The organism is Pseudomonas sp. MWU12-3088 (assembly GCF_023242405.1).
In the GTDB taxonomy this organism is placed as follows: Bacteria; Pseudomonadota; Gammaproteobacteria; order Pseudomonadales; family Pseudomonadaceae; genus Aquipseudomonas; species Aquipseudomonas kribbensis.
Genome location: NZ_JALJEA010000002.1, coordinates 516,560 through 537,193 on the forward strand (window position 1 = coordinate 516,560; position 20,634 = coordinate 537,193).

The 20,634-nt window shown below is 58.8% G+C and carries 16 protein-coding genes; 3 read left to right on the forward strand and 13 right to left on the reverse strand.

Features of this window, described 5'->3' with window-relative positions; translation table 11 throughout:
- Nucleotides 1-85: 85 nt before the first annotated feature.
- From M5B98_RS08175 to tssA, 11 genes are all read right to left on the reverse strand, one after another.
- Nucleotides 86-1,606 carry a sigma-54 interaction domain-containing protein gene (locus M5B98_RS08175; RefSeq protein WP_248742403.1) on the reverse strand — a complete coding sequence of 507 codons (1,521 nt, stop codon included), beginning with the start codon at nucleotides 1,604-1,606 and terminating at the stop codon, nucleotides 86-88.
- A gap of 10 nt (nucleotides 1,607-1,616) precedes the next feature.
- Nucleotides 1,617-4,274, reverse strand: a complete 2,658-nt coding sequence (gene tssH / locus M5B98_RS08180) for a type VI secretion system ATPase TssH (protein ID WP_248742404.1) — start codon at nucleotides 4,272-4,274, stop codon at nucleotides 1,617-1,619.
- Between the two features lie 11 nt (nucleotides 4,275-4,285).
- On the reverse strand, nucleotides 4,286-5,293 hold the full coding sequence (tssG, locus tag M5B98_RS08185; protein WP_248742405.1) for a type VI secretion system baseplate subunit TssG: 1,008 nt from the start codon (nucleotides 5,291-5,293) through the stop codon (nucleotides 4,286-4,288).
- Nucleotides 5,257-7,044, reverse strand: coding sequence for a type VI secretion system baseplate subunit TssF (gene tssF / locus M5B98_RS08190; RefSeq protein WP_007954380.1), 1,788 nt, complete (start codon nucleotides 7,042-7,044; stop codon nucleotides 5,257-5,259). Before tssF ends, tssG begins: the two co-directional genes overlap by 37 nt.
- 61 nt (nucleotides 7,045-7,105) lie before the next feature.
- The gene (locus M5B98_RS08195; RefSeq protein ID WP_248742406.1) at nucleotides 7,106-7,519 is read right to left on the reverse strand and encodes a hypothetical protein; all 414 of its coding nucleotides are present in this window, start codon (nucleotides 7,517-7,519) and stop codon (nucleotides 7,106-7,108) included.
- Nucleotides 7,519-8,457 carry a DUF6402 family protein gene (locus M5B98_RS08200; protein WP_248742407.1) on the reverse strand — a complete coding sequence of 313 codons (939 nt, stop codon included), beginning with the start codon at nucleotides 8,455-8,457 and terminating at the stop codon, nucleotides 7,519-7,521. The genes M5B98_RS08195 and M5B98_RS08200 overlap by 1 nt, the downstream gene beginning before the upstream one ends.
- Nucleotides 8,458-8,516: 59 nt before the next feature.
- Nucleotides 8,517-9,041 carry a PAAR domain-containing protein gene (locus M5B98_RS08205; RefSeq protein WP_248742408.1) on the reverse strand — a complete coding sequence of 175 codons (525 nt, stop codon included), beginning with the start codon at nucleotides 9,039-9,041 and terminating at the stop codon, nucleotides 8,517-8,519.
- 11 nt (nucleotides 9,042-9,052) lie between these two features.
- Nucleotides 9,053-9,460 carry a type VI secretion system baseplate subunit TssE gene (gene tssE / locus M5B98_RS08210; protein ID WP_102688426.1) on the reverse strand — a complete coding sequence of 136 codons (408 nt, stop codon included), beginning with the start codon at nucleotides 9,458-9,460 and terminating at the stop codon, nucleotides 9,053-9,055.
- Between the two features lie 9 nt (nucleotides 9,461-9,469).
- Complete coding sequence (tssC, locus tag M5B98_RS08215; RefSeq protein ID WP_085708829.1) at nucleotides 9,470-10,945, reverse strand: type VI secretion system contractile sheath large subunit; 1,476 nt, start codon at nucleotides 10,943-10,945, stop codon at nucleotides 9,470-9,472.
- A 28-nt stretch (nucleotides 10,946-10,973) separates the two neighbouring features.
- Nucleotides 10,974-11,477 carry a type VI secretion system contractile sheath small subunit gene (tssB, locus tag M5B98_RS08220; protein WP_003229587.1) on the reverse strand — a complete coding sequence of 168 codons (504 nt, stop codon included), beginning with the start codon at nucleotides 11,475-11,477 and terminating at the stop codon, nucleotides 10,974-10,976.
- A gap of 32 nt (nucleotides 11,478-11,509) precedes the next feature.
- Complete coding sequence (gene tssA, locus M5B98_RS08225) at nucleotides 11,510-13,072, reverse strand: type VI secretion system protein TssA (RefSeq protein WP_114886386.1); 1,563 nt, start codon at nucleotides 13,070-13,072, stop codon at nucleotides 11,510-11,512.
- Nucleotides 13,073-13,789: 717 nt separating this feature from the next.
- Between tssA and tssI the strand changes: the two genes are divergently transcribed.
- The 3 genes from tssI to M5B98_RS08240 all read left to right on the forward strand — a co-directional run bounded on the left by tssI (nucleotide 13,790) and on the right by M5B98_RS08240 (nucleotide 18,650).
- Nucleotides 13,790-17,149 (forward strand): type VI secretion system tip protein TssI/VgrG, encoded by a 3,360-nt coding sequence (gene tssI / locus M5B98_RS08230; protein ID WP_248742409.1) that lies wholly within the window; start codon nucleotides 13,790-13,792, stop codon nucleotides 17,147-17,149.
- Nucleotides 17,142-17,810 carry a DUF2931 family protein gene (locus tag M5B98_RS08235; RefSeq protein WP_248742410.1) on the forward strand — a complete coding sequence of 223 codons (669 nt, stop codon included), beginning with the start codon at nucleotides 17,142-17,144 and terminating at the stop codon, nucleotides 17,808-17,810. Before tssI ends, M5B98_RS08235 begins: the two co-directional genes overlap by 8 nt.
- Before the next feature lie 168 nt (nucleotides 17,811-17,978).
- Nucleotides 17,979-18,650 (forward strand): DUF2931 family protein, encoded by a 672-nt coding sequence (locus M5B98_RS08240; protein WP_248742411.1) that lies wholly within the window; start codon nucleotides 17,979-17,981, stop codon nucleotides 18,648-18,650.
- Nucleotides 18,651-18,693: 43 nt separating this feature from the next.
- On the opposite strand, the gene M5B98_RS08245 is transcribed toward M5B98_RS08240, so the two are convergent.
- Both M5B98_RS08245 and M5B98_RS08250 read right to left on the reverse strand, forming a co-directional pair.
- Nucleotides 18,694-20,007, reverse strand: coding sequence for a type II toxin-antitoxin system HipA family toxin (locus M5B98_RS08245; RefSeq protein WP_263859868.1), 1,314 nt, complete (start codon nucleotides 20,005-20,007; stop codon nucleotides 18,694-18,696).
- The gene (locus M5B98_RS08250; protein WP_248742413.1) at nucleotides 20,001-20,375 is read right to left on the reverse strand and encodes a helix-turn-helix transcriptional regulator; all 375 of its coding nucleotides are present in this window, start codon (nucleotides 20,373-20,375) and stop codon (nucleotides 20,001-20,003) included. Before M5B98_RS08250 ends, M5B98_RS08245 begins: the two co-directional genes overlap by 7 nt.
- Between the last annotated feature and the right edge of the window lie 259 nt (nucleotides 20,376-20,634).

Here is a 20,634-nt window from a genome sequence, read left to right on the forward strand (position 1 = left end):
CTCCAGGTGTAGACAAAGCACAAAGCGCCGACCCTTTCGGGCGGCGCTGATAGAAGCGGACGAGGTGAAACCGACGGACTTTTGCCTACCCATCGAAGTCACCCAGATTGATGTTCAAACGGCCGAGCCGATACAGCAGCGTGCGCCGGGGCAGGCCCAGTTCGCGGGCCGCGAGGGTCTGGTTGCCGTCGTTCTTGCGCAGGCAATCGAGCAGCAACGTGCGCTCGACTTTCTCCAGGCGTTCGCGCAGGTTCAGGCTGCTGTCGTCCTCGAGCATCGGTTCCATGCGCAGGGCAAAATGCTCGGCCAGCAGCTCGCCGCCTTCGCACAGCAACACGGCGCGCTCGACCAGCGCCTTGAGTTCACGGACGTTGCCGGGAAAGGTGTAACCGGACAGGTGCTCGAGCGCCGAATCGGACCAGCGCACCGGGTCCCGCTGCAAATAGGCACAGGCCTTCTCGGCGAAATGCTTCGCCAGATCGAGGATGTCGCCTTCGCGTTGACGCAAGGCCGGCAGGACAATCGGGAATTGCGCGAGGCGGTAATACAGGTCCTCGCGGAATTTGCCTTCGCTGACCAGTACCGACAGATCGCGGTGCGTCGCGGCGATGATGCGCACGTCAATCTTGTGGGTGTCGTTGGAACCCAGCGGGCGGATCTCGCCTTCCTGCAACACGCGCAGCAATTTCGATTGCAGCGACAGCGGCATGTCGCCGATTTCATCGAGCAACAGCGTGCCGCCGTTGGCCGCGTCGAACAGCCCGGCGCGGTCGCGGTCGGCGCCGGTGAACGCACCTTTGCGGTAGCCGAACAGCTCGCTTTCCAGCAGGTTTTCCGGGAACGCCGCGCAGTTCTGCACGATGAACGCCTGGGACCGGCGCGGCCCGCAATCGTGAATCGCGCGGGCTACCACTTCCTTGCCGGTGCCGGTTTCGCCACGCAACAGTACGGTGTACGGGCTGTGCAAGACCTTGCTGATCAGCGAATAGGTCTGGCGCATGGCCGCGCTTTTGCCGATCAGGCCGTAGCCGCTGATGCTCGGCACGCTGCGAACCGCCGGTGCAACGGTGTCCACCGGTTGGCGCAGGCGTTGCAGCAGATGCAACTGGCCGAGCACGAACGAGCCGAGTTGACCGAGGGAATCGGCGAAGCCTTCCAGATCGGTATGACGACGGCTGGCGCACAGCAACAGACCCTCGACGGCCTTCTGCTGATTGACCAGCGGCACGCACAACAGCGACTGCCACGGCGTGGCCGACGCCGGCAGGAAACTGGTTTCGTGCAGGCTGCCGCCCAGGTCGTCGAGGCACACCACGCGGTTCTGGCACAGGGCGAACTGCAGCAACTGCTCGCCGTTGTAGTCCGCCGGCAGGCTCGCCGCACCACGCGGTTGCAACAAACCGTCGAGGCACTCGGCGTTCATCCCCAGGCACGTGTGGGTGGCATCGAGCAGATACAATTGCGCCAGTTCGCAGCCACTCAACCCGGCCACACCGCGCACGAAGTCACCCAGCAGCGCAGCACCGTCCGCCGAACGCGACAGGCTGGCGAACTGCGCCAGCAACGCTTCGGCATAGAGCAGTGGCTGCGGCACTTGAGTGAACATCACACTCACCTCAGGCGAACTCGCAGGTCACGCTGGCTTCACCATCGAGCGTCGCATGCACACGCTTGAGGCTTTCACCGGTGGCCATGGCGTCGAGCAAGCGGTCGGCCACCAGCGGCAGCACGTGCTGGTCGAGCAAGTGGTCGATCAGACGCGCACCGCTTTCGCTCTGGGTGCAGCGCTCGGACAGGTGATCGACGAGGTTCTGGCACCAGCTGAAATCCAGCTGACGACGGTTCAGGCGCTCGCCCAGACGACCGAGCTTGATCTCGATCAGCTCGCGCAGCACTGGGCCGCCCACCGGGTAGTACGGCACCACTTTCATCCGCGCCAGCAGCGCCGGTTTGAAGTGTTTGCTGAGCACCGGGCGAATGGTTTCTTCCAGTACTTCGGCGGTCGGGCGCGCGCCGTCTTCGCAGAGGTCGCTGATCTTGTCGCTGCCCAGGTTCGAGGTCATCAGGATCAACGTGTTGCGGAAGTCGATCTCGCGACCTTCGCCGTCGTTGGCCACGCCCTTGTCGAAGATTTGGTAGAACAGGTTGAGCACGTCCGGATCAGCCTTCTCGACTTCATCGAGCAGCACCACCGAGTACGGCTTCTGCCGCACCGCTTCGGTGAGCATGCCGCCCTCGCCGTAACCGACGTAGCCTGGCGGTGCACCGATCAGGCGGGAAACAGTGTGCTTCTCCTGGAACTCGGACATGTTGATGGTGGTGATGAAGCGGTCGCCGCCGTACAGCAGGTCGGCGAGCGCCAATGCGGTTTCGGTCTTGCCAACGCCGCTCGGGCCCACCAACAGGAACACGCCGACCGGTGCGTCAGGCTTGTTCAGGCCGGCAGCGGTGGCGCGCATCGAGCGATCCAGCGCGTGCACGGCTTGTTCCTGGCCACGGATGCGGGTGCGCAGGTCGGTGGCGAAGCTTGCGACTTTGGCGTTGTGCTCGCGGGCCAGTTGCGCCAACGGCACGCCGGTCCAGGCGCTGATCACTTCGGCCACCAGACGCGGGCAGACTTCGAAGCTGACCAGACGCTCCTTGACCTGAGCGGCGGTCAGGGCGCTGTGGGTTTCGTTGAGTTGCGCTTCCAGTGCTTCGACGCTTTGGCCTTCTTCAATCTCAGCGGCAACGGTTTCGATCACCGTGCCTTCGGCGTCTTCCTCAACGGTGACCACCGGCTCGACTGCCGCCGCTTCACGGGCTTTGGCCAGTTGCTGACGCAGCTCCAGCAGGCGCTCGGCCAGTTGTTTCTGCTCGGTCCACAGGGTTTCCAGTGCGACCATCTCTGTTTCGGCTTCGTCCAGACGCGCTTCCAGTGCCTCCAGCGCTTCGTGGTCGATCAGCAGACCGGCTTCGGCATCGCGGCGCAGGGCCTGACGCTGACGGCCACCTTCAGCCAGTTCACCACGCAGGCGCTCCAGGCTTTCCGGGGCGGCGGCGAGGCTGATGCGCACGCGGGCGCAGGCGGTGTCGAGCACATCGACGGCCTTGTCCGGCAGTTGGCGACCGGCCAGGTAACGGGCGGACAGCTCGGCTGCCGAGACCACCGCGTCATCGCGCAGGTAGATGCCGTGGCTCTTCTCGTAGACCTGAGCCAGGCCGCGCAGGATGGTCACCGCCTCGTTCACGGTCGGTTCGTGCAACTGAACCGGCTGGAAACGACGGGCCAGCGCCGGGTCTTTCTCGAAGTATTTCTTGTACTCGGCCCAGGTGGTGGCGGCGATGGTGCGCAGTTCGCCACGGGCCAGCGCCGGCTTCAGCAGGTTGGCCGCGTCGGAACCGCCGGCATTGCCGCCCGCGCCGATCAGGGTATGGGCTTCGTCGATGAACAGGATGATCGGTTTCGGCGAGGCTTTGACCTCGTCGATCACGCCTTTCAGACGACGCTCGAATTCACCTTTGACGCTGGCGCCGGCCTGCAACAGGCCCATGTCCAGCGACAACAGTTCAACGCCTTTCAAGACCTGCGGCACTTCACCGGCGGCGATGCGCGAGGCCAGGCCTTCGACGATGGCGGTTTTACCGACGCCGGCCTCACCGACCACGATCGGGTTGTTCTTGCGGCGACGGGCGAGGATGTCGACCATCTGGCGGATCGCGCCATCGCGGCACAGCACCGGGTCGAGTTTGCCGTCGCGGGCCTGTTGGGTCAGGTTGTGGGTGAAGCGCTCCAGCAGCGATTCGCCCTGGGCGGCCGGTTTGCCGTTGGCTGCCGCTTGAGGCTGTTGCGACAGGGCAAATTCCTTCAGGCGATCAATGTTCAGTTTGGCGAGCAACGGCTGGTAGCGGCTGCCGGCGTAGCGCATCGGGTTGCGCAGCAGCGCGAGGATCAGCGCCGCGTCTTCGACCGAGGTCTGGCCCAGTTCAAGGTTGGCCACCAGCAGAGCGTCTTGCAGCCACTGCACCAGCTCAGGAGCGAACACCGGGTTGCGCGAAGCGCTGTGCTCGACCCGCGATTGCAGCGCGGCGCTCAGTTCGCCGGCATCAACGTCGGCATCCTGCAGCGCACGGGAGAGCAGACCGTTCGGGCGTTCCAGCAGGCCCAGCATCAGGTCTTCGACCAGAATCTTGCTGCCGCCACGGGCGACGCAGCGCTCGGCGGAACGCTCCAGATCGCGACGGGTTTCGGCGTCCAGCGCCTGGATGAGTTGTTGCAGGTCTACGTTGATCATGGCTCACGTCCTTAATGAATTTTGCTGCCCAGGGTCACCACGCCGTCTGCTTTCTCGCAGCCCAGCCAACTGGTCCAACCCAGGCGACAGTCGTTCTTCTCGCCAATGCGCAGTTCGCGGATTTCTTCCGGGCGCAGCACCAGGCGAATGTCGTAATCGAGCGGGTCACGCAAGGTGAACCGCACCAGCGCGCAGAGCGGCTGGTAACCGAAACCGATGGGCAGGAATTCGTGGAAGCGTTCCCAGTCGAGTTCGGTGATGTGAATGCGGAACTTGCCGCTGCGGTCGCGCACGTGTTCGCCCAGCACCAGGTCTTCACCCAGCACGCTGTTGGCGAAGCCGAGGCGGTTGCGCTGTTCTTCGAGGATTTCCACGCGGCGCTCGATGCACTGCTCGATGACCAGGTCTTCGTGCTTGAAGTAGTAACGCAGCACCGCTTCGATCAGCGCCGCCGAGTGGGCCCGCAAGCTGAGCAGGCCGAGGTACGGCAGCAGGCGTTTCCAGTTCAGCTCCTTGGCCCGGCGGATCTCGTCGCCACCGAGGCCGATCAGCGCAAACAGCTGCGACGAAAACGGGTCGACCGCGCCGCTCTGAAAGCTCGCGCGATAGCGGTATTTGCGCCAGATCGGCAGCATCAGCCGTTGCAGGCGATGGTGGAACAGATCGAGGAAATTGCGCGTCGGGTTGCCGTCTTCGCTGTCGCCCAGGGCTTGTTCGCCGTAGAACGCCGGCAGCGGCGAACCGGAACCGACCAGGCCGATCAGATTGAAGCGCAGGCGCGCGCGCATCTGCCCGTGCTCTTCGAAAAACTCCACGCGATCGACATCGCTGCGCGGAAATCCAAGGCTCGGGTTGGCCTGAAATTCCACCTGGTCGTACAGATCCTCTTCGCTCAGGTACGGGTGCGCCTCGCGCAGCCGGTCGATCACCAGCAGCACGGCCTGAAACAGCGAGTACTCGCGTATTACCTTCGCCAGCCCGCTTAAAGCAGGGGCTGCAGGCCCATACGTGGTGTCCATTGGTACACCTCTCCCTGTGTGCTTTTTACCCGCAGCTCGTGGAATGAATTGAGACTGGCGTAAAGCGCGAAAAACTCGTTGAGAACCGAGGCGAAGACGAACAGGTCGCCCTCACCGATATACCCTTCCGGGTCGATGGTCAGTTCGGTGCGCAGACCGCGCACCGGCAAGCCACGGTGCAGCCGGTCGACGTGGTGATGCTTGATCAGTTTCAGACCGCCGAGCAGGCGCTTGCTGACCTTCTCCGCGTGCTGGTCGTAGTAGCGCGGCAGGTCGTAGGTTTCGAGAATCACCTTCAACGCATTGACGTCGGCCAGCGACAGATAGTTGAGCGACATGTTGCTGATCAGCTTCCACAGGAAGTCACGGTTCAGCGGTGGCGCGAAACTCGAAGTGGCCGGGGTGATGTTGCGGAAACTCAGGAACTCCGGGGTCTCTTCGCAGGCCATGCAGATCTGCCCGAGCTTGAGCTTGCGCGGCAGGTTCTGGTTGGTGCAGACCAGCTCGATCGACAGGGTTTCGTGGGCTTCGGTGTGGCGAATGCCGAAGCTCAGGTAGGTGTCGAGGCCGTCGTGCAACAGCGACGAACGCTGGCGGATGCTGTAATGCGGACGGCTGTTGGGCACGTCGAAACTCGGGTCGTGCTCGAAGGATTCGAACGGCACGTATTCCTGATAACCGAGGCCGCCGGGTTTCCAGCCGGTTACGGTTTCCACCGAGAACACGCCGCAGTTTTCCAGATCGAATTCCGCCGGCAGCAGCAGGTACTCGTCCTGCTTGCCGTCGAGGCGGATCGGCAGTGCGTCGTGCTTGAACAGGTTGACGATCGGCGTGCAGAACAGCTTCACGTTATCCGTCGTCGGACGCATGCGCATGATGCCGCTCTTGCGGATGTCGAAGCGCAATTCCAGGCCGCGCATCTGCTTGAGGGTGTCTTCCGGCAGCGCCTTGAGAATGTCCAGACCGTGGACATCGACGAACAGGAACTTGTCCTGGAAGGCGAAGTACTCCTGCAGATAGCGATAGCCCCGGAAGGTGTTCAGCGGATATGGGATCAACGCTTCTTCTTCGGCAAAGCCCACCGGTTTGACCCGGTCACCCGGAATCTTGAACGCCATCGGCTTGCCGCTCACGCCATCAATCGGCTTGCCGGCGCCGTCGAGGGGGATCAGTTCGATACCGTCGAGGTTACGCAGCAGGCTCAGGTAGAGCATCTGGCTGATGTAACGCTCGCCGGCAAAGTGCAGGCGCAGCTTGCTCAGTTCCAGCTCGCCGAGGTGGCCGTCGGCACTCATCTCCAGGCGCAGGCTGAGCAGCGAGCCGTCGCCCTTCACCGAGTAGTTCAGCGCGGCCAGATCCAGCGCCATGACTTCGGTCGGGTAGCAGGTGCGGAAGCGGCAGCGCACGTCTTCGATCGGCACGCTTTCAATCGGCGTATCCCGCTCGACCTTCAGCGCCGGCCCCGAACGCTTGAGCGGATCGAACTGCAGAATGCTGAACGCCGGCAGCGGCCGCATGTAGTTCGGCCACAGCAACTGCATCAGGGAATGGCTGAGCTCCGGCAACTCGTCATCGAGCTTCTGGCGCAGCCGCCCGGTCAGAAACGCAAAGCCTTCCAGCAACCGCTCCACATCCGGATCCCGCCCGGCCTGCCCCAGGAACGGCGCCAGCGCCGGACTACGCTCGGCGAAACGGCGGCCCAGTTGACGCAGTGCGGTGAGTTCGCTTTGGTAGTAGTGGTTAAAGGACACGGGTTACCTGCCTGGTAGTGGAACTCATGAAAAAAACAGTGCTTTATATCGAACGCTGAGTTCAATCATTCCCAATGACTTCATAAGGGGTATTGCTGATAAAACGATTGAGCCAATGTGTTTTCCATTCCGGCATGCGAATGCCGAAGTGCTGATCACGTTTGTAGAAATCAATCCAGACAATTCCCACAACCCCGGCGTCTTCGTGAGAGCGCATATCCACAGAGCTACGGTCATACAAAGGAGAACGAAATACCGTATTCGAATCTCTTTTGTCGGTAACTCTCAAGTAAGCCAGGTCATCAAAAGGTACGAGAGGACCTCTGGCGGAAACATTTTCAATAAGATAATTCCCTGACTCACTAAGTACAGAACTACTGGCTCCGCGCTCAAGTACACTTTTCAAGGAAATAACAAAAACACTGATCGCAACAATCAGGAAAAAGAGTACCCATGCACCTCTTCTGACTTTCATCAACTCTTCACCAGCTCAATGGAAACAGGAGCGATACTTTCGTAAAAAATATCGGAAAAAAGTTTGAAGTCCCCACCTTTGGCATGAAGCTTTCTGTATTCCACAAAATGTTTGTTTTGAATGAAGAAAAATCGCTTGTTTGCCAATTCCACAAACCGCTTCTCTGACGCGTCACTCATTCCAAAGAGGGAAGACTGCACAATCCCTGAGGTTTCTTGATCAATGGCCATATTCTGCGCGTTGGCCTCGATGACTCCGGCGACTCCATCGAAATTCCAGAACCCGAGCGGCTGACTGATGAAGTCGTCACCGTCATTAAAGTCATAGTTGTCTTCGACGTAATAACCCAAGCGGTCTGCAACAAACACGATTTTTTTGTCAAAGACGTTTACAACGCCTTCGGCGATAACACGCATGTTGAAATTTGCCAATGCCCCACGCAGCTCGTCCAGCTCACCGCCACCCATCTGACTGAACTTAACGGCGCGTGAGTTGAAGTAGCCAAACTTCTCGGCTGCACGCCCCTTGCCATTGAACTTTACTGGATAACAACCAGGCCCGGACTTGCCAAACGCCCGCAAGATATTTGTCTTGATTTCAGGCATGGCTTTGTCGTTATTCCACGCCCCTTTCAACACTTGTCGAGTATCACTGGGCTTCTTGAACTTAAGCACCCAGTCCATCTTGACTATATCTTCCTCGATATATTGCTCAGGCATTGGCCGGGTGTGTTCTTTCTCCTCTTTCTCCATTCCGCCACTGGCATTTTTCCAGGGTTCACCTTTAAACCAATGACGCATCAATGCTGCAGCCACGGGCCACTTCATCTTATCCATTGCAGCTGGGATATCGCTCACTTTGAAAAGACGCACAACGGTAGACTTTCCAGTTTTATTGCTCGCCGGAGTCAAACTAGATGCCACTACTGTGTCTGCCATTTCAGAATCCTCAACTCACACCAGAATCAAAAGTTCATTTCCAGAAACCAGCCTGGCGTTCAGGCGATCATTACTTCTGTTTGCTGCTCAATCACCAACTCCAGGGCTTCAGCTTGATCCGAAGAAATTTTCTGGGTCTTTCCATCGGCACCGGTAACGCCATCGATGATTTTTCCTGAAGCGGTTTTCAGCGTGTATGCAACGCCGGCCAATGGTTTCCCGCTGTCCTGACAATTGATTACGAAGTGCTCGTTGAACGGCCACTGAATCTCCACCGGCAACGGCGGCACAAACGGCGCCGGCGAATGCGAATTGCCGATAATCACCGTCCCTGATCCAGCGGTGACTTTATTGCCGTGAGAACCAACCGAACCAACGGTGGCGGCCGGCTTGCCATTGATCAGAACCGTGGTCGCCAGATCGCCGACCAACGCACCACCACACGCGGAGGCATCGCCTTCGCGGGCGGCCGCGAGGCCGTCGAAGAACACGTCGCCGGAGCCGGCGGCAATCGGGTTGGTGCCGTGGCCGGGGAGCGGGCAAGCGGTGGGGTCGGATACGCGTGCTGCAGGTTTGCCAGACATCGGGGTTCTCCTTAGGTGACCTTCACTTGACCGCTGCCATCCAGGCGCGCGGCGAAACTGACCTGACGCTTGAAGCCCTCGACTTCCAGCAGGCCTTCGATGCTGAAGGCCAGGCGGAGCTGGTCGTGGTCTCGCGGCAGGGAAATGACACGCACGTTGCTCAGGCGCGGTTCGTAGGCTTCGATGAAGCTTTCGATGGCCAGGCGGGCCTGACTCAGGGAGTCGTGCAGGCTCAGGCGCATGTCATTGAGATCGGGCAACCCGTAGTCGGACAGCGTTTGCACGCTGCCGGCCCGGGTGCTGAGCATTTTGGCCAGATGGGCAGCCACCGACGCCATGGCAGAAGCCTCGAGGCTCTTGCCCTTGCGTAGTTCCGCGTCGCCGTTGAGGCGTTCGAAAAGGCTGCCGTATCCGTCCATGAGTCGCTCTTACTCTTTGTCCAGCTTGCCAACCAGCGACAGGGTGAAATCGGCACCCATGTACTTGAAGTGCGGACGCACGTTCAGGCTGACGCGGTACCAGCCCGGCTCGCCTTCAACGTCGCTGACGATCACTTGCGCAGCGCGCAGCGGACGACGGCCACGTACTTCGGCGCTCGGGTTTTCCTGGTCGGCCACGTACTGGCGGATCCACTTGTTCAGTTCCAGCTCGAGGTCGGTACGCTCTTTCCACGAACCGAGTTGCTCGCGCTGCAGCACTTTCAGGTAGTGAGCCAGGCGGTTGACGATCATCATGTACGGCAGTTGGGTGCCGAGCTTGTAGTTCAGCTCTGCAGCCTTGCCTTCTGCGCTGATGCCGAAGAACTTCGGCTTCTGCACGGAGCTTGCGGAGAAGAACGCCGCGTTGTCGGAGCCTTTACGCATGGTCAGGGAGATGAAGCCTTCCTCGGCCAGTTCGTATTCACGACGGTCGGAAACCAGAACCTCGGTAGGAATCTTGGTTTCGATTTCGCCCATGCTTTCGAAGTGGTGCAGAGGCAGGTCTTCAACGGCGCCGCCGCTCTGTGGGCCGATGATGTTCGGGCACCAGCGGAATTTGGCGAAGCTGTCGGTCAGCTTGGTGCCGAACGCGTAAGCGGTGTTGCCCCACAGGTAGTGCTCGTGGCTGTTGGCAACGTTTTCCTTGTATACGAACGATTTGACCGGGTTCTCTTCCGGATCGTACGGGTTACGCAGCAGGAAACGCGGAACGGTCAGGCCAACGTAGCGGGAGTCTTCCGAGGTACGGAAGCTCTGCCATTTGGTGAATTGCGGGCCTTCGAAGTGATCTTTCAGATCCTTCAGGTCCGGCAGGCCGGTGAAGCTTTCCAGACCGAAGAATTTCGGGCCGGCAGCAGCGATGAACGGCGCGTGGGACATGCAGGATACGCTGGCCACGTACTGCATCAGTTTCACGTCCGGCGAGCTTGGGGACAGGTAGTAGTTGGCGATGATCGCGCCAACCGGCTGACCACCGAACTGGCCGTATTCAGCGGTGTAGATGTGCTTGTACAGGCCCGATTGCATTACTTCCGGCGAGTCTTCGAAGTCGTCCAGCAGGTCGTCCTTGGAGACGTTGAGGATTTCGATCTTGATGTTTTCGCGGAAGTTGGTGCGGTCGACCAGCAGTTGCAGGCCACGCCACGACGATTCCAGCGCCTGGAAGTCCGGGTGGTGCAGGATTTCGTCCATCTGACGGCTGAGCTTGGCATCGATCTCGGCGATCATGCGGTCAACCATGGCTTTCTTGACCGGCTCACCGTTGTTCTGCGGCTTGAGCAGCTCTTCGATGAACGCCGACACACCGCGCTTGGCGATGTCGTAGGCTTCGTCGTCCGGCGTCAGGCGGGTTTCGGCGATGATGCTGTCGAGAATGCTGTATTCGCCGTTTTCGGCGGCGTTCTGTTGTGCTGCGCTAGTGCTCATTGTGTTGGCTTCCTTGGCTGCTGTGGGCTCAGGCGTCCGGGGCTGCGGCGTTCAGGCCCAGCTCACCGAGTACGCGACCGCGGGATTCGTCGTCGGCGAGCACGCCTTCGATGGCTTTACGGAACGCAGGTGCGTTACCCAGCGGGCCTTTGAGGGCCACCAGCGCATCGCGCAGTTCCATCAGTTTTTTCAGCTCAGGCACTTGCTCGACCAGGCTGGCCGGGTTGAAGTCCTTCATGGAGTTGACGCGCAGTTGCACGGCCAGCTCGTCGGCCTCGCCATCTTCCTGCAGACGGTTCGGCACGCTCAGCGTCAGACCCAGCTCTTGCTTGGCCAGCACTTCGTCGAAGGTCATCTTGTCGATGCTGATCGGCTTGCGATCCTCGATCTTGCGATCGTCCTTGCGGTGGGTGTAGTCACCGATTGCCAGCAGCTTCAGCGGCAGTTCAATCTCTTCCTGAGCACCGCCGGTGGCGGGTTTGAAGGTGACGTTGATGCGTTCCTTGGGGGCTACCGAGCCTTCTTTGGCCATGGCTTTTCTCCTTGCGGTTGTGGCCCTGGGGCCTATTCGAGTACCACTTCGAGGTCGAGGTGGCACAGCCTGCGATAAATCTCTTCCTTGCGTTCACGTACGGCATGGTTCTGCGGCAGCAACTCGCAGCAACTGTGCAGCAGGTGCAGCACTTCCAATGCAAGATCGGGCTCCCAGGCGTGCAGGCCTGAGTCCTGTAATGTCTGATCGAGGGTTTCGAGCTGGTTCTTGGCGAGTTCGTATTTCTTGGCCAGGAAGCACAGCCGCGCGAGGGCGAACTGCCAGAAGAAGCGTTCGCGGCCGCCATGGGCGGACTGCAATCCTTGCTTGAGGATCTGCACCGCCGGCTTGAGGCCTTCCTTGCGCAGGATCGGCTGGACTTCTTCCAGGGCCTTTTCCCAGGCCGGCTGGGTTTCGACGTTCTCGGTTTCGGCCTTGCGCGGCGCGCTGGCGCTTTGCAGGTGCGGCATGACGTTGCCGGCGATCCACGCCCGGGTGGACGGATCGGCGAACGGCGCGCCGTCATGGAAACGCAGCTCGATGATGCCGGGCAGGCGCTGAATCAAAAGCGCGAAGTGGATTTCCACTTCGCGCATGGCCAGCTCGGCGTTGAGGTTCTGGAGGCATTCCCAGACCATCCTCTGGCCATCGAACCAGAACGGCGCCTTCGCCAGGCTCGCCTCCAGTTCCACCAGCAGGTCGGCGTACTTGCCTTGGTCAAAACGGTCCTGATACTGCTTGAGCTTGTCCACCGGAAGCCCGCGCAGCACGGTGATCTGCTCGGCGTTGCGCTCGGGCACCGCATCGATCGTCATCCACAGCAAGGTGCGGTTGAGGCGCAGGGCGCGCAGGTCGGTGGCCTTCTGCTTGAGCCACCAGGCGCACAGCGGGCGGGCGCTTTCCTGCTGGGCGCGCAGGGCCTTGTGGGCTTCTTTCTCGTTGTCGATCGGCGCGCCCGGCGCCAGCAACTGGCTGGCGGCCTGTTTGACCTGTGCCACCGCCGCACCCACGACGCCGGGGGCCGGCTGGTTGTCGGCGGCGCGCTGGATCATGGTTTTCAGGCGGCGGGAGAGCGGCAGCAACAGCGGCGCATCATCGCCCAGATGCTCGGTGCAGGCGGCGTCGAGACCGGACAGGTGCTCGGACAACTGCCTGAACATCGGCAGCTGTTCCTTGATCGCGATGTTCTCGGTGATCACCTGTTCCAGACGCGGCACCAGCCAGCCAATGGCAGCGGCCCGGGTACGGGGCTTGAGCGGGTGAACGTCGGCCCAGTTATTTTCCGACAAGTGGTGCAGCAAACCGAGGCCGGCGAGCAGCCCGGGGAAGGATTCACGCTGGTACAGCGACCAGGTCAGCCAGGCGCCGACACGTAGATCCTTGGATTGGGTGCGCAGCAGGTTTTCGCTGTTTTCGCGGATTTTCAGCCAGTCGACCTGCCCGCTTTCGTGCATCGACGAAGCTTTGGCCAGCTCGCTTTCCAGCGCCTCGAATTCGCTCGAGAAACGAACGTCTTCGCCCGCAAAATTCTCTTTGGAAACAGAGACTTTAGCGAGTTCGAGGTAATGGGCGGAAAGTTTGCTTGAGTAGGACATCCATGGCCTTTATTTGGATTACGGTCGTACGCCTATTGGAGTTGCAGCGGCGCGGGGACAGTATCGAAGAGCATTGGGGAAACTCATCCAATTGAGTGTGTGCTCTTTCAAGTGCGCGCATCGTAATCACAATGATGGCCACTAGCAAGCATCCGATTAAACAACAAGACGAACTGTTCATTGGGGTGTGTAGGAGATCGCCCTATATGTCGCAGGGGTTTCCCTGATATCGGTTTATATTTCACATTTTCGGCCTGCTTCCCCGTAAGCATTGATCTAGAGCGCCCAGTGAAAGCCAGCAACAGTGGTGGCACGCCCGTTCCATAAATACGGATGAAAGCATGACAAAAACGGAAAAAATTTGAAGTAGGACGCTTCCGAAAATACACGCTCATCTATTAACAAATGACTGGCGACAACTGCAAACAATAAAAGTGCCATCAAATTGATGGCAATTCATATGTTGAATATTGTTGGAATACCTACACAGACAGGACTATCGCAGGGTTTCCTTATCGCCTTGAATCACTTTCCCACAGGCATTTCCCACAACCCTGGCGCTGTTTTACAACGCGGAATGTTCCGACTTAAACCAGGGACTCTTCTTACATAAATTTGTTTCACGCCTTGTTAGCGTGCCGGGCAATGCTCGCGTGCGCTGACCAGGGAGGGTTTCGACATCACGCCAAATTTCCCTCTCTGCTTAAGGACAAGCGTATGTCTGGAGCTGTCAGTTCTGCGTGCTTTACGCTGCAGATTCCCGCCGTTCGCAACGACTTCAAGGTGTTGGCTTTCGAGGGTTCCGAGGCCGTCAGCACGCTTTATGCCATTAAGGTAGGACTCGTCTGCGAGGTTCATGATTTCGACGTGGAAGGTTTGCTTGGTCAGCCGGCGTTCCTGCGCTTCGGACTGGATGGCGAGGGTATTCACGGGTACATCGAGGATGTACAGGCCGGCGAGTCGGGAAAGCGCCTGTCGCACTATGGCCTGACACTGGTTCCAGTCCTCCACTATTTGCAGTTCAGTCACGATCAACAGATTTTCCAGAACCAGACTGTCCCGCAAATCATCACCCAATTGCTCAAACGTCACGGCATCCTTGCCGATGCTTTCAGGTTCCATGTCCAGACCTTGCCACCACGCGCGTACTGCACCCAGTACGGTGAAAGCGATTTCGAGTTCATCCAGCGCCTGTGCGCCGAAGACGGCATCACATGGCATCACCAGCACTCGGTGGAGAGGCACTTGCTGGTGTTCACCGATGACACGGTGTTCCTGCCGACATTACACGCAACAACCTACCGGCACGACAGCGCGATGGTGGCGGAGCACCCGGTGGTCCACCGGTTTTCCTGGCACGCCCGAACACGTACCAGCCGCGTCACCCGTCGGGACTACGACCTGAAGCGCCCGCACCTGTTGCTTGAAAGCCGATTTGTCGCCGATTTCACACCCGGACTTGAGGACTATCGCTACCCGCTGGCGATGGAGAACGAAAAACGCGGCAAACAACTTGCCCGTCAGGCCCTGGAACGCCATCGCGCCGATTATGAAACGGCCGAGGGTCAGAGCAACCAGCCAACCCTGCGCTGTGGCCACCTGTTCGAATTGACCGAACATCCCCGCAAGCAATGCAACGGGCTGTGGCAATTACTCGAAGTCACGCACACCGGGCGACAACCTCAAGTTCTGGAGGAGCACGCTACAAACGAATCCACTACTGCAGACGGTTTTACCCAGGGATACCGCAACAGCTTCCGCGCCATACCTGCCGAAGTGGTTTTCCGCCCTCCACTGCCTGCGCGCCGGCCACCGTTGGTGAGCCAGACGGCTCGGGTAACCGGGCCAAAAGGTGAAGAGATCTACTGCGATGAGTTCGGTCGCGTGAAGATCGAATTCCACTGGGACCGGGCCGAGCTGAACAGCGAGCGCAGCAGTTGTTGGGTACGAGTGTCGTCGAACTGGGCCGGAAACGGTTTTGGCGCAATGACCCTTCCCCGCATCGGAATGGAAGTCGTGGTGACCTTTCTGGAGGGCGACCCCGATCAACCACTGATTACCGGTTGCGTGATCAACAAACTCACACCCGCGCCTTACATATTGCCCGAGCACAAAACCCGCACCGTGCTGCGCAGTCGCAGCTCACCCGACACCGGCGGCTACAACGAATTGACGCTAGAAGACCGCGCCGGCCAGGAACTGATTTACCTGCGCGCCCAACGCGACATGGAGCGGCAGATCCTCCATGACAGTCGACTGGAGGTCGGACGCGATCGACGGGAAAGCATCCAGGGCAGCAGCCAGACATCTGTCGGCAAGGTCATTGCCGTCGAGGCAGGACAGCACGTGCAGATCAAGGCCGGTGCCAATGTGGTGCTGGATGCGGGCGCCAGCATCACGCTGAAAGCGGGCGGTCATCACATCGTGATCGACGAGGGCGGGATCTTCAGCAGTACCGAGATTGTGATGGGTGGCGAGGTATCCAGGGATGAATCTGCCAAGCGTTTTGTGTCGCAGGCCACAGGCAATCCGGCAGCGGGACAGACGAACGCCTCGCAACCCTCCCCAGAGGAAAGCGAGCTCGAAGAAGAGGAAGAAGAAGTCGAGCTGGAGGATGAAGCGGCCGCCGGAATTACGTTGAGGATTGGCGTGTTTTTCGATGGAACGGGGAACAACAAGGCCAACAGCGAAACGGTCGCGGCTTGCTATGCGCCAGATGCCAATCTGGCGGAGGCTGCCGAAGAGATCCAGAAGCACTGCGCCGCCCATGGGTACGACGGGAATGGCAACTCGCCGGATAACAGTTATGGCAATGATGTGAGCAATATCGTGCGGTTGCATGAGCTGTATACGGACCATGCGTTCGAGGTACTGCCGGAGAAAACGAAACAGGCTTTCTTGCGCGTATACATCGAAGGCATTGGTACGACAGCTGATGGAGGCGATTCACTTTACACCCAGGCAACCGGCCGAGGCGAAACGGGTGTCCTGGCTCGTGTGGAGCAGAGCCCGGAAAAAATAATGGAGCAAATTCGATCACTGATTGATAGCAACCCCAACGCGCTAATAGAAAAAATCGAGTTCGATATTTTCGGCTTCAGTCGAGGCGCCGCCGCTGCACGGCACTTCGCAAACGAAGTGCTCAAAGGCAAGCGCAGCATTCTTGCAAAGGCGCTGCCAGCGGGCTCTCCGTCTTTAGCAAGTAGCTTTGACTGGGATCCACAATCCTGTATCGGCATCAATTTCATTGGTCTGTTTGATACCGTCGCGGCAATCACCAATCCATGGTTGCTCGACTTCACAGGCGCTAACAGCAGAAATCCCGGGCTGGACTTGAAGCTGCCGGAAGGTTGCGCCAGCAAAGTGGTGCACCTGGTGGCTCGTGATGAATATCGCGAGAACTTTGCCCTTAACAGCCTGGGTGAGATTGATCTGGTATTACCCGGCGCCCACTCGGATCTGGGAGGTGGTTATCTGCCCAGAGCCAGGGAGAAACTTCTGTTGAGCAGTCCGGTCACCAGCACCATCAGCCGAAGCCACGAAGCGACCCGTAGCGCAGCTTATGTCGCTGCCGAAAAGGAGGCGTTTGCCTGGTATACGAAAGGCGTCATCGAAGATGACGCTCCAGGCAATCAACTGCGGGTTGCACTCTGGGAGACCCCTGTAATTCAACGATTGGAAAGGGGCAGATCCACACCGGATCCCCAGAAGCGGATTTATGCTGCGGCCATGATTGAACGCCCGGTACACGGTGAGTTGTCGCTGGTGTATTTACGCATCATGCGTGAGCTGGGGGTCAGACATGGTGTGCCATTTGAAGCGATTGACAAAAACGATTCAAAACTTTCGCTGCCTGAGGAACTGATCCCGATCCACACCAAGCTTGAGGCTTATGCGCTTGGAAATTCATCCGTTGAGGGACTGACCATCAAAGAACGGGCTTTGTTACGCAGTCGCTATATCCATCTTTCTGCGCACTGGAACGCAGCCAAAGATTTCAACAACAGCGACATAAGCATTGTTTTCATAAACCGACCGACAAAAGACAAACAACGAGTGATACACCCCCATGAATAAATTCACTCGATCCATCAAAAAAAACACGGGATTCGTCTTCGGATTGCTGTTGGTACTTTGCAGTCAAAGCCACGCACAACCAATCACCAAACGGCCCTGGTACCTCGGCTTCGGAGCACCTGCCTACATGGAGGTCTGGATTGAAACGGCAGACGTGGTGGATATACGTGAACGTGTGTTCAAACGCGCCGGCGCCGGGATTGTCTCGGTAAACACCCCAGCCGACAACAAGGGCAAGCCTGCGGGCTGGCCAGAAAACCCCGGTAGCGGCTCGGGGCGTCACGTCACCGGAGCCGATCTCCCCCGTTTGATCTATGTGCGTTGGCAATCCTTGGCAGAGCCTCAAACCTATGAGGCCTACATTGTGATTCCCGAATCTGCGCGGGAAATCATGCACAAACCGGAAAAGGCGTACTGCAGACTGGATGGTAAATGGATCACGGATTACCGCGACCGCGTAACTATTGGCTTGGCGCCCGGGGGAATTGCCAAGGTGTGGCTGAGGGGGCCGTGCTTGAAGCCAGTAGAAATTACCCGAGTCGAAGGAACTATCAATCCCAAAGGCCCCTATGACGGTAAATCCGGAGGTCAACATCGACCTCTCAAAGACGCGTCCAAAACCTACATCGAAAAATACGGCATCCCCTTCGGGAGCTGGTAAGGCATCACATCCCCTTCAGTCAATGGTGCGACCGTTCATTGTCGTTACGCAGTCGCTATATCCACCTATCCGCGCACTGGAACGCAGCCAAAGATTTCAACAACAGCGACTGGAGCGTTGTTTTTATCAACCGCCCAACAAAGAACAAACAACGAGTGGTGCACCCCCATGAATAAATTCACTCGGCCCGTCAAAATACACACGGGGTTCGTCTTCGGATTGCTGTTGGTGCTTTGCACTCAAAGTCATGCACAACCGATCACCAAACGGCCCTGGTACCTCGGCTTCGGAGCACCTGCCTACATGGAGGTCTGGATTGAAACGGCCGACGTGGTGGATATCCGTGAACGTGTGTTCAAACGCGCCGGAGCCGGGATTGCCTCGGTGAACACACCCGCCGACAACAAGGGCAAGCCCGCAGGCTGGCCTGACAGCCCCGGTAGTGGCGGCGGACGTGACGTCACTGGTGCCGATCTTCCCCGCTTGATCTATGTGCGATGGCAATCACTGGCTGAGCCTCAAACCTATGAGGCCTACATTGTGATTCCCGAATCTGCGCGGGAAATCATGCATAAACCGGAAAAGGCGTACTGCAGACTGGATGGCAAATGGATCACGGATTACCGCGATCGCGTAACTATTGGATTGGCGCCCGGCGGCATTGCCAAGGTTTGGCAGCGTGGGCCTTGTCTCAAGCCTGTCGAGATTGCTCGGGTTGAAGGGAGCATCGTCAAGCAGGGGCCGTATCAAGGGAAAAATGGAGGACGCTACGCGCTACCTCTTTCACCGGAGTCCAAAGCCTATATCGAAATGTTCGGGATTCCATATGGCTCTTGGTAAATCCGATGACCAGATTAAAGATTGGTACTTCGTTTCTGCCTAATCAGGCGAGTGTTTCACCGAGATAGAGACGATGCGTCTTCTCGATCTCATCGATCAATCGCGGCGCAACGCCAACGGACCCGGCTATTTCGCGCCAGCGCTTAACAGCAGCGCAAACCTCCTTGATGATCGCCAGCGCGTCGATGCCCCGGATCTGTCTGGCTACCGCCTCGAGGTCCGCGAGTTCGAAGTTGTCGCGCTTGCCGTTGATCGTCATCTGGTGGCTAGCCACCCAAAAGCTGCCCGGCTGGTACGACCAGGAAACGTCATAGGCCGGGGAAAGAGACCAGGTGCCTGCCCGATCCATCAGGAAGCTGGTGTTCTTGGTGTGGTCATCCTGATTGCGGCCCACCACGTTGAAAACCATGCGGCGGAAATACTCTACGGCGTCACGGCGCGGCAAACCAAGAACCCGCATGACCCCGAACGCCTCCTCGTAGGAGTAGCCGCCCGGCTGTTTGTAGTCGGCATGATCCATGGCACACAGAGTGGCCATGTGGATCTTCTCTCCGCCATCGGTACGATCAAAGCGTTTGGTCAGAAAGTGCGCGCGGCCACCCTCTTCCAGCAATTCACACGGGCTCATGGTAATGCCGGCAGCCTTGGCCATGAGCGAATAGGCGAACTCCACGCGGCCGAAGCCTTGCGAGTCGGCCAGGACGTCGGTGTTCTTGGCAACGTCGAACTTCAGCAGCCAGTAGGAAAAACCTTTTGGCGCCCTGACTTGCCCCGAACGGATCTCGCCAGCCGCATTCATCGCGATAACCGCTTTGGCCCGGGCACCGCCAGCGCTGGTACCGACCTGGATCAAACGCTTCAGTGCCTCGTCATCGACCTCGGTGTCGTGATGGGCGAGGCGATCGGCCAGACTTTCCCGTTGCGAGAGCACTTCGCTGGCGAGCTCTACCAGCGCATCAATCTGGATCCGTTCGCTGGCATTTACAGAACCGCTGAGAGCGGGCCGGTATTCGAGCCCGCCCATTCCGCGCGAGCCCTGATACAGGATCCTTTCAACCGGGGTGAACGTCGCTTTGTCACGGCCCTCCTTAGCGAGCCAGGCGTCGATCAGTGCGTTACCGAAATCATCCGGCAGAGAGTCCGCCAGGATGGCCGGAAGGCCTTTGTAGGTTTCCCGGTTCAGGCCGGGGAAGGCATATGTCTGATTGGCGGCCAATGGCATATGGATGGGCGAGATTTCGATACCGGTCTTGACGAATTCAGGATCGTATTCGAACAAACCCAGCTGGGTTCCTTCATCCCAGAGCAGCCCCCCGACAAACCGCTCGAAGAGATAGACCTTTGCCGTAATCACCAATCAACCTCCTTTTTGACTTCGCTGCCGGGCACTGGCTCGCCTGCACTCCCCGCCGAGGCCTTGCCCACCGCCCGCGTGCCGGTTGCCCGCATACGCCGGGTTCCGGCCATCTTGATCACCTGCAACGGGCTCGGTCGAACGGGCTCCACGAGCGAGGCTGCTCTTTCCAGCTCGCCGATGACACGCAGCACGGCCAGCAGATTCACCAGGGTGCCTTTGCCATGGAGAAGATTGATCAGTGTCTGGCGGCTGATGCCGGCCTCCCTGGCGACATGCTCCTGGCTGAGATTTTTCTTCAGGCGCAATTCCTGGAGCCGGGCACCAATGGCACTGGCAATCGCATCGTCGGTCATGGCTTGGAGGCGCATAGTGTCTGAATTCCTGGAGCGAATGTGCAAATCACGAAGTGTGTGTATTCAATACTAGACATTGCTGAAGGATCGACCTGCACGAAAGCCAACATCAACCCTGCGTACGTAAATCTGGTCGCTAACTGATGAAACGAACCTTATGCCTCAATTCAAAGGCATTGGGTTTCAGCAATATCTACAACATGTGCAATATCAACACTGCCTAGATAATTAGACAATAGCAAAGATAGTGGCCGATAAAGTATGCATATCAAGA

Bases quoted from the DNA above. Each gene is read 5' to 3' on its own strand.
- M5B98_RS08240 (WP_248742411.1), top strand. From the start codon at position 17,979: ATGAATAAATTCACTCGGCCCGTCAAAATACACACGGGGTTCGTCTTC.
- tssE (WP_102688426.1), bottom strand. From the start codon at position 9,460: ATGGACGGATACGGCAGCCTTTTCGAACGCCTCAACGGCGACGCGGAA.
- tssC (WP_085708829.1), bottom strand. From the start codon at position 10,945: ATGAGCACTAGCGCAGCACAACAGAACGCCGCCGAAAACGGCGAATAC.
- tssB (WP_003229587.1), bottom strand. From the start codon at position 11,477: ATGGCCAAAGAAGGCTCGGTAGCCCCCAAGGAACGCATCAACGTCACC.
- M5B98_RS08250 (WP_248742413.1), bottom strand. From the start codon at position 20,375: ATGCGCCTCCAAGCCATGACCGACGATGCGATTGCCAGTGCCATTGGT.
- M5B98_RS08235 (WP_248742410.1), top strand. From the start codon at position 17,142: ATGAATAAATTCACTCGATCCATCAAAAAAAACACGGGATTCGTCTTC.
- tssA (WP_114886386.1), bottom strand. From the start codon at position 13,072: ATGTCCTACTCAAGCAAACTTTCCGCCCATTACCTCGAACTCGCTAAA.
- M5B98_RS08205 (WP_248742408.1), bottom strand. From the start codon at position 9,041: ATGTCTGGCAAACCTGCAGCACGCGTATCCGACCCCACCGCTTGCCCG.
- tssI (WP_248742409.1), top strand. From the start codon at position 13,790: ATGTCTGGAGCTGTCAGTTCTGCGTGCTTTACGCTGCAGATTCCCGCC.
- M5B98_RS08175 (WP_248742403.1), bottom strand. From the start codon at position 1,606: ATGTTCACTCAAGTGCCGCAGCCACTGCTCTATGCCGAAGCGTTGCTG.
- M5B98_RS08195 (WP_248742406.1), bottom strand. From the start codon at position 7,519: ATGAAAGTCAGAAGAGGTGCATGGGTACTCTTTTTCCTGATTGTTGCG.
- tssH (WP_248742404.1), bottom strand. From the start codon at position 4,274: ATGATCAACGTAGACCTGCAACAACTCATCCAGGCGCTGGACGCCGAA.
- M5B98_RS08200 (WP_248742407.1), bottom strand. From the start codon at position 8,457: ATGGCAGACACAGTAGTGGCATCTAGTTTGACTCCGGCGAGCAATAAA.
- tssG (WP_248742405.1), bottom strand. From the start codon at position 5,293: ATGGACACCACGTATGGGCCTGCAGCCCCTGCTTTAAGCGGGCTGGCG.